Origin of the sequence: Sphingomonas sp. Ant20, from assembly GCF_000783375.1 — a bacterium.
GTDB lineage: Bacteria > Pseudomonadota > Alphaproteobacteria > Sphingomonadales > Sphingomonadaceae > Sphingomonas > Sphingomonas aerolata.
The window spans coordinates 1-7,762 of the sequence record NZ_JRVI01000038.1; the positions used below are offsets into that span (position 1 = coordinate 1).

The window sequence follows — 7,762 nt, forward strand, 5'->3', positions numbered from 1 at the left end:
GTCGATCTGGGCGGCCAGGACGATGCCGCGGTCGCCTCAGTCGCGCGCGCGGTTCGCGGCGTCGCGCCGACCGCGCGCGCGACCGGCACGAAACCTGGATGTCGCCCGTCAGCGGTGTGATGCGATCGCTGACGCTGCTCGCGCTCGGCATCGTCCTGTTGATGGCCGGCGCGACCGCAGCGGTGGTCGTGCTGGCGGCGCGCGCGGGACTTGAAACGCACCGCGCGACGATCGAGGTCATGCACATGCTGGGGTCGACCGATCTGCAGGTCGCGCGTCTCTTCCAGCGTCGGGTGGCGATCGACGCCGCGATCGGCGGCGTGGCCGGTGCCGGCGTCGCGATCGCCGTCATTTTGCTGATCATGACCCGGTTGCAGGGGCTGGGCTCCGAACTGCTCGACGGGGGGCGGTTGTCCTCGACCGACTGGGCCACGCTGGGCGCGATGCCGATCGGGTTCATCGTGCTGGCGATGGTCGCTGCGCGCGCGACGATCGTGCGCGCGATGAGGACGACCCTGTGATTGTCCGCCTTCTGGGTGTCGGTGTGCTCGTCTGGGCGCTGGGGTTCGCCGCGTTCATGCTGCTCCTGCCGCCACCGCTCAATGGCTCGACCACCGATGCGATCGTCGTGCCGACCGGCGGGGCAGGGCGGATCGATCGCGGTCTGGTGCTGCTGCGCGACCGCCAGGCGAAGCGGATGCTGGTGACTGGAGTCGCGCCCGGCGTCCGCCCGATCGACCTCGCGCTCGAATATCGCACCTCGCCCAGCGTCTTCGCCTGTTGCGTCGATCTCGGCGCAGATGCGGTGGATACGCGGTCGAATGCCGAGGAAACCGCGCGCTGGGTCAAGACGCACGACTATCGTACCGTGCGTCTCGTCACCTCGGACTGGCATGTCCCACGCGCCAAGATGGAGCTTGCCGCAGTGCTCGGGCCGCGGGTGCTGGTGCTCGGCGACGGCGTCCCCGGCACCCCGCGGCTCGGGACGCTGGTCAACGAATACAACAAGTTGATCCTGCGACGGATCGCATTGTGGATAGGATTTGGCGCATGATCGCCTGGTTACGAACGATCGTCTTCATGATCGTCTTTTACAGTATCTCGGCGCCGATCGTGCTGACCGTGCCGATCAGCGCGCTGTTCGGGTCGCGCGCGGTGATCGTCCATTCGACGGTGTGGACGCGGTTCCACCGCTGGGCGACGCGCTGGATCCTCGGCATCCGGATCCGGATCGAGGGGACGAGGCCCGACGTCGCGGCCTTCTACGCGTGCAAGCACCAGGCGATGTTCGAGACGCTCGAGCTTCAGGCGCTGCTCGACGGGCCGGCGATCGTGTTGAAGCGCGAACTGGCGGACATCCCCGCCTGGGGATGGGCGGCGCGACGCTATGGTGCGATCGTCGTCGACCGCGACGCATCCGCCAAGGCGCTGCGCAACATGATGCGCGAGGCGATCGCGGCCAAGGCGACCGGGCGCTCGGTCCTGATCTTCCCCGAAGGCACCCGGGTCGTGCCCGGCGAGCATCCGCCGCTCAAGCCGGGTTTGCGGGCCTCTACCGCGCGCTCGGCATGCCGACGGTCCCAATCGCCTGCGACAGCGGCACCGTCTGGCCGCGCAAGGGGCCCAAGCGGGCGGGCGTCATCACCTTCCGCTTCGGCGAGGTCGTCCCCGCCGGTCTCAAACGCGAGGAGGCCGAGGCGCGCGTCCATGCGGCGATGAACGCGCTCGACGGCTGACGCCGCTGGCGGCGCTCCGAGCGGGGTCAGTCGTGCGCGCGGCCGAAATCGGCGGCGTCGTCGTCCTGACCCTGTTCGACGATCGACCGGCGCACCGCGCGCGTGCGCGTGAACAGGTCGAACAGCTCGTCGCCCTTGCCCCAGCGGATCGCGCGTTGCAGCGCGCTCAGATCCTCCGAAAAGCGTTGCAGCATGTCGAGCACCGCCTCGCGGTTGGTCAGGAACACGTCGCGCCACATCGTTGGATCCGACGCGGCGATGCGCGTGAAGTCGCGAAAGCCGCCCGCCGAATATTTGATCACCTCGGACTGGGTGACCTCTTCCAGATCGCTCGCGGTGCCGACGATCGTGTAGGCGATCAGATGGGGCAGATGGCTGGTGATCGCCAGCACCCGGTCGTGATGATCGGGGGCCATGAACTCGATCTGCGCGCCCAGCCGCCGCCAGAATTCGGCGACCCGCTCGACCGCAGCCGGATCGGCGCCCGCGGGGGGCGTGACGATGCACCAGCGATGGTTGAACAGTGTCGCGAACCCCGCCTCGGGCCCGCTGCGTTCGGTGCCAGCGACCGGATGCGCGGGGATCACGGTCGCGCCCGGCAGCGCCTCCGCCAGCACGCGTGCGACCTCGGTCTTGCTGCTGCCGACATCGCTGACGATCGCCTCGGCGGGCAGGTCCGCGGCAAACTCCGCCGCGACCGCCGCCATCGCGCCGACGGGGACGCACAGGATCACCAGATCGGCGTCGATCACCGCACTGCCCGCGGTGTCGGCGATGTCGTGGCACAACTCCAGCCGGTCCGCGGTCGCACGCACCGCGGGATCGACGTCATAGCCGGTGAGCCGCACCGTCGGCATCGCCTGCAGCACGCCGCGCGCGATCGACGACCCGATCAGCCCCAGTCCTAGGATCGTGACGCGTGCGAACGGCAGCATCAGCCCCGCTCGACCAGCGCGCGCAACGCCGCGATCACGCCGCGCGTCTCATCCTCGGTGCCGATCGTGATGCGCAGCGCATTGGGAAGGCCCTGTCCGGGCAGCCAGCGGACGATATACCCCGCCTCCATCAGCCCGTGATAGGCCGCGTCGGCGGTCAGCTGACCTTCGAACAGGACGAGCACGAAATTCGCCTTGGAGGGTACGCAGCGCAGGCCGGCATTACCCATCTGCGCGACCTGCTCGACGAACCAGCCGCGCCAGCGGTCGTTGTGCGCGCGAGTCGCATCGACAAAGCCGGTATCCGCCAGCGCCGCGACGGCCGCCGCCTGGCCCGCCGTCGTGACGTTGAAGGGCGCGCGGATGCGGTGCATCGCATCGATGATCGGCGCGCAGGCATAGCCCCAGCCGATCCGCTCCGCGGCAAGGCCGTGGATCTTCGAGAAGGTCCGCGTGACGAGCACGTTCGCCTCGGTCATCGCCAGCGCGAGGCCGGCATCATCCTCCTCGGGGCTGAGATATTCGGCATAGGCCTGGTCGAGGACGAGCAGCACCGAGCGCGGCAGGCCGGCGTGCAACCGGGCGATCTCGGCGCGCGGCGTGAACGTGCCGGTCGGGTTGTTCGGGTTGGCGACGAACACGACGCGGGTGCGTTCGGTGACCGCGGCGAGGATCGCATCGACATCGGTCGCATAGTCGCGGTCGTCGACGACGACCGGCTCGGCACCGACGCGCCGCGTCGCGATTTCGTAGACCGCAAAGCCGTAGCGGACATGGATGATCTCGTCGCCGGGGCCCGCATAGCGCCCGCGACCAGATGCAGGATCTCGTCCGATCCGGTGCCATAGATCACGCGTGCCGGATCCAGGTCGTAATGCGCCGCCAGTGCCTCGCGCAGCGCGGTCGCGCTGGCGTCGGGATAGCGTTCGAGCGTGTGATCCGCGCCGTCGAACGCGGCCTTGGCCGCTGGGCTCGTCCCAAGCGGGTTCTCGTTCGACGACAGCTTGATCACCGTGCGGCCATCATCGGTCGTCGAGCGACCGGGCGTGTACGGCGCGATCCCCAGGATCCAGGGCTTCGGCGTGGGTGCGGGCATGATGTTTGTCATGGCCGCGGGGCATAGCGGTCGGTGTGGCGCAGTGGCAAATGGTTGTGGTAGCGGACGCGTCATGCTCGACACGATTGATCCCGACCGGACGACCGACGCGCGCTTCGGCCTGGCGCGTCGCGTGACCTTGCCGGGACCGTTGCGGCTCGATGGCGGCGTCCTGCTGTCGCCGGTCGACATTGCCTATGAAACCTATGGCACGCTGAATGCCGACGCCTCGAACGCGGTCCTGATCTGTCATGCGCTGACCGGTGATCAGCATGTCGCCTCGACGCATCCGCGGACCGGCAAGCCCGGCTGGTGGACGCGGATGGTCGGTGAGGGGCGACCGATCGATCCCGCGCGGCATTTCATCGTCTGCGCCAATGTGCTCGGCAGTTGCATGGGCTCGTCGGGGCCTGCGACGATCAACCCCGCGACTGGGCGCGCCTGGGCGATGGGGTTTCCGGTCATCACGATTCGCGACATGGTCCGCGCACAGGCAATGCTGCTCGACCATCTCGGCATCGACGTGCTGCAGGCGGTGGTCGGCGGATCGATGGGCGGGATGCAGGCGCTGAGCTGGCCCGCGACCTTCCCCGACCGGGTCCGCGCCTGTGTCGTGATCGCATCGACCGCGCGCCACACCGCGCAGAACATCGCCTTTCACGAGGTTGGCCGCCAGGCGGTGATGGCCGATCCGAACTGGCGCGGCGGCGATTATCACGACGAGTCCGCGCCGACCGCGGGGCTCGCGGTCGCGCGGATGGCGGCGCACATCACCTATCTGTCGGAAGCCGGGCTGACCGAGAAGTTCGGGCGGCGGCTGCAGGCCCGCGACGCCAAGTCGTTCGGCTTCGACGCCGATTTCCAGGTCGAGAGCTATCTGCGGCATCAGGGGCTCGCCTTCACCGACCGGTTCGACGCGAACTCCTATCTCTATATCACCCGCGCGATGGACTATTTCGATCTCGCGGAGGAGCATGGCGGGCTGCTCGCCAACGCCTTCCGCGCGACGAGCGCGCGCTTCTGCCTCGTCAGCTTCGACACCGACTGGCTCTATCCGACCGCGGAATCGCGCAGCATCGTCCAGGCGCTCAATGCCGCAGGCGCGCCGGTCAGCTTCGTCGAGCTCAGCAGCCCGTACGGCCATGACGCGTTTCTGCTTGAGGCGCCCGAGCTCAACCGCGTCGTCGACGGATTTCTGAGGGCAGGGGCATGAGCACCCCGACGCAGCAGGAGACGCTGCGCGCCGACCTGGGGATCATCGCGCATCACGTGGACCGTGGGTCGCGCGTGCTCGACGTCGGATGCGGCGACGGCGCGCTGATGGCGGCGCTCCGGGACGAGCGCGCGGTCGATGCGCGCGGGCTGGAGATCGATCCGGGCAACGTTGCGGCCGCGGTAGGCCGCGGCCTGTCGGTGATCCAGGGCGACGCCGATGTCGACCTGCAGGGCTATCCCGATGCCAGCTTCGACTATGCGATCCTCAGCCAGACATTGCAGACCGCGCGCGCGCCCGACCTGGTGCTCGACCATCTGCTGCGGATCGGTCGGCGCGCCTTTGTCAGCTTTCCCAACTTCGCGCATTGGCGCGTGCGGCTGTCGCTGCTGTGGGGCGGGCGGATGCCGGTCACGCGGCAATTGCCCGAAAGCTGGTACGACACCCCCAACATCCATCACGTCACGATCGACGACTTCCGGGCGTTCCTCCGGCAGCGCGGTGTGATCGTCGAGGGTGCCTGGTTCCTGTCGGGCGACAAGCAGACGACGTCGGCGGCTGCCAACCTGCTCGCCGAGCACGCCGTATTCCTGTTGCGGGGCGAACCGGGGGCATGACCCGGGCGCTCCCCCGGTAACACAGGTTATTTGTTTCAATTCGCTACACGTTCTTGATTCAAATCAATAAACCGAAGGAACGGATAGCCCGGCCAACGGTTGCCACGACAATGACCAAGACCGCCATGATCGTTGAAGATGAAATCTTCGTCGCGCTGGATCTCGAAAGGATCCTGATCGACGCGGGATATCACGTCGTGGCGATCGCGGCGGACCGCGAAACCGCGCTCATCGCCGCGGCCGGATGCGATTTCGCCTTTGTCGACGTCAATCTGCGCGACGGTCCGACCGGTCCGTCGATTGCGGAGACGATTGCGCGCGATCACGGCGTGAAGGTCGTCTTCGTCACCGCCAATCCCAGCCAGATCGGCGACGCCGATTGCCTCGGCTATATCCGCAAGCCGTTCAACGATGCCGCGATCCTCGCCGCCGCCGAACTGGCGACCACGGGTCAGGCGCTACGCGGCGGTAGCGAACTGATCCAGATCCGACGGCGCGGGAACTGACGGGGAGACCGCGCGGTCAGCGGCAGAAGGAGGGGAGGGGGACCCCGATCTCGACGCACAGCCCCTCGGGACGCCAATCGCGCCGCACCGTCCCGCCCAACTGGCGAACCGCACTCATTTCGATCAGCTGACTGCCAAAACCCTTATGGCTCGTCGGGTGCGCGATCGGCGGGCCACCCTGCTCGCGCCAGGTCAGACGCACCGTGCCCGTGGCGCCGTCCCCGTCATGCCCGATCGTCAGCGCGACATGCCCATCGACGGTCGACAGCGCGCCGTATTTCGTCGCGTTCGTCGCGAGCTCGTGAAACAGCAGGGCGAGCGGGGTCGCGGAACGATCGTCGATCCGCACATCGTCGCCGATCACGACCAGACGATCCGTCCCGTCTTGCCGATAGGGTTCGAACAAATCGCCCAGCAGGCCCTTCAGACTGTCCTGCGGGGCTTCCGGACGCGACTGGGTGCTGTGCGGGCGGACGAAGTCGTGTGCACGGCCCAGCGCGGTGATGCGGTGGCGCAGGTCGGTCGCGATCCCGGCGAATTCGGGTTTGCCGCGCGCGGAAAAGGCGATGAGTCCGGCGATGACGGCGAAGATGTTCTTGATCCGGTGGCTCAGCTCCTGGCTGATCACCTCGCGCTCTTCATAGGCGAGCTTCTGCTCGTGGATGTCGGTGCAGGTCCCGAACCAGCGCGTGATCGCGCCCTGGTCGTCGCGTACCGGCAAAGCGCGGCCGAGCACCCAGCGATAGGTGCCGTCCCGGTGCCGCAACCGATATTCGATCGTATAGGGCTCGCCGCTCGCGAGCGAATGGCGCCAGATCGTCCAGGCGCGGTCCTGGTCCTCGGGATGGAACACGTCGTTCCAGCCCTCGCCATCGGTCGTGCCGGGCGTCGTGCCGGTAAACTCGTACCAGCGCGCATTGTAATAATCATGGAAGCCGTCGGGCAGCGTCGACCAGACCATCTGCGGCATCGTATCGGCCAGCGTCCGGAACCGCAGATCGCTCGCCTCGAGCGTGCGCCGCGCCCGCGCCTCGGCAAAGGCCTGTTCGCGCGCGGTCCGGCGATCGTCGAGCCGCCCCATCGCCGCCTTGGCCAGCAGTGTCAGCCCGTCACGCTGGAACGGCGTAAGCCCCGCCCGCGAGGTCGTCGCCAGCACGCACAGCGCGCCGAGCGGCACGCCTTCGCTCGAGACCAGAGGCGCCCCCGCGTAGAAGCGGACATGCGGAGCACCGGTGACGAGCGCGTTGTCCACGAACCGCGGATCGGCCTGCGCGTCGGGCACTTCCATCACGTCGTGATGGTGCATCGCATGCGCACAGAAGGACTGGCTCCGCGGCGTCTGGTCGAGATCGGTGCCGCTGCGTGAAAGGAACCGCTGATATTCCTCCTCGACCAGGCTCAGCAGTGCGATCGGCGCATCGCACAACCGGGCTGCGAACGACACGATGTCGTCCAGCTCACCCTGCATGCGCGCGCCCGCGACATCGTAGGACGAGATGACGCGTGATCGCGCCGCCTCGTCGTACACGCTCGGCGCTACTGGAGTCGAAACGGGCGGCGTCACGATGCTTAGAACGGCACGTCGTCGTCGAGATCGTCCGAGAACCCGCCGGTCTGGCCAAAGCTGCCGCCGCGCGCGCCGCCACCGCTGCCGCCGAC

Annotated in this window: 8 protein-coding genes and 1 pseudogene; 6 read left to right on the forward strand and 3 right to left on the reverse strand. The window is 68.1% G+C overall.

Annotated elements, in window-relative coordinates; genetic code table 11:
* The first annotated feature begins 98 nt into the window (after positions 1–98).
* Genes NI18_RS07020 through NI18_RS07030 form a run of 3 tightly spaced genes read left to right on the forward strand, consistent with a single transcriptional unit; the run spans position 99 to position 1,719 of the window.
* The gene (locus NI18_RS07020) at positions 99–521 is read left to right on the forward strand and encodes an FtsX-like permease family protein (RefSeq protein WP_157840496.1); all 423 of its coding nucleotides are present in this window, start codon (positions 99–101) and stop codon (positions 519–521) included.
* Complete coding sequence (locus NI18_RS07025) at positions 518–1,054, forward strand: YdcF family protein (protein ID WP_037529032.1); 537 nt, start codon at positions 518–520, stop codon at positions 1,052–1,054. The genes NI18_RS07020 and NI18_RS07025 overlap by 4 nt, the downstream gene beginning before the upstream one ends.
* The gene (locus NI18_RS07030) at positions 1,051–1,719 is read left to right on the forward strand and encodes a lysophospholipid acyltransferase family protein (protein ID WP_347574817.1); all 669 of its coding nucleotides are present in this window, start codon (positions 1,051–1,053) and stop codon (positions 1,717–1,719) included. The genes NI18_RS07025 and NI18_RS07030 overlap by 4 nt, the downstream gene beginning before the upstream one ends.
* 43 nt (positions 1,720–1,762) lie before the next feature.
* Here NI18_RS07030 and NI18_RS07035 read toward each other — a convergent pair whose 3' ends face one another.
* Both NI18_RS07035 and hisC read right to left on the reverse strand, forming a co-directional pair.
* Positions 1,763–2,671, reverse strand: coding sequence for a prephenate/arogenate dehydrogenase family protein (locus tag NI18_RS07035; protein WP_037529033.1), 909 nt, complete (start codon positions 2,669–2,671; stop codon positions 1,763–1,765).
* Positions 2,671–3,767, reverse strand: a pseudogene (gene hisC, locus NI18_RS07040) (histidinol-phosphate transaminase). The gene NI18_RS07035 and the pseudogene hisC overlap by 1 nt, the downstream one beginning before the upstream one ends.
* Before the next feature lie 73 nt (positions 3,768–3,840).
* Between hisC and NI18_RS07045 the strand changes: the two are divergent.
* The 3 genes from NI18_RS07045 to NI18_RS07055 all read left to right on the forward strand — a co-directional run bounded on the left by NI18_RS07045 (position 3,841) and on the right by NI18_RS07055 (position 6,103).
* Complete coding sequence (locus NI18_RS07045; protein WP_031439517.1) at positions 3,841–4,980, forward strand: homoserine O-acetyltransferase; 1,140 nt, start codon at positions 3,841–3,843, stop codon at positions 4,978–4,980.
* Positions 4,977–5,597 (forward strand): methionine biosynthesis protein MetW, encoded by a 621-nt coding sequence (gene metW, locus NI18_RS07050; protein WP_031439516.1) that lies wholly within the window; start codon positions 4,977–4,979, stop codon positions 5,595–5,597. Before NI18_RS07045 ends, metW begins: the two co-directional genes overlap by 4 nt.
* Positions 5,598–5,707: 110 nt before the next feature.
* The gene (locus NI18_RS07055; RefSeq protein ID WP_031439515.1) at positions 5,708–6,103 is read left to right on the forward strand and encodes a response regulator; all 396 of its coding nucleotides are present in this window, start codon (positions 5,708–5,710) and stop codon (positions 6,101–6,103) included.
* Between the two features lie 16 nt (positions 6,104–6,119).
* Here the strand turns inward: NI18_RS07055 and NI18_RS07060 are convergent, their stop codons facing one another.
* Positions 6,120–7,667 carry a PAS domain-containing protein gene (locus NI18_RS07060; RefSeq protein ID WP_306286268.1) on the reverse strand — a complete coding sequence of 516 codons (1,548 nt, stop codon included), beginning with the start codon at positions 7,665–7,667 and terminating at the stop codon, positions 6,120–6,122.
* Positions 7,668–7,762 lie beyond the last annotated feature (95 nt).

Excerpts from the sequence above, each read along its gene's own strand:
- NI18_RS07020 (WP_157840496.1), top strand. The coding sequence starts at position 99 with ATGTCGCCCGTCAGCGGTGTGATGCGATCGCTGACGCTGCTCGCGCTC.
- NI18_RS07030 (WP_347574817.1), top strand. The coding sequence starts at position 1,051 with ATGATCGCCTGGTTACGAACGATCGTCTTCATGATCGTCTTTTACAGT.
- NI18_RS07035 (WP_037529033.1), bottom strand. The coding sequence starts at position 2,671 with ATGCTGCCGTTCGCACGCGTCACGATCCTAGGACTGGGGCTGATCGGG.
- NI18_RS07045 (WP_031439517.1), top strand. The coding sequence starts at position 3,841 with ATGCTCGACACGATTGATCCCGACCGGACGACCGACGCGCGCTTCGGC.
- metW (WP_031439516.1), top strand. The coding sequence starts at position 4,977 with ATGAGCACCCCGACGCAGCAGGAGACGCTGCGCGCCGACCTGGGGATC.
- NI18_RS07055 (WP_031439515.1), top strand. The coding sequence starts at position 5,708 with ATGACCAAGACCGCCATGATCGTTGAAGATGAAATCTTCGTCGCGCTG.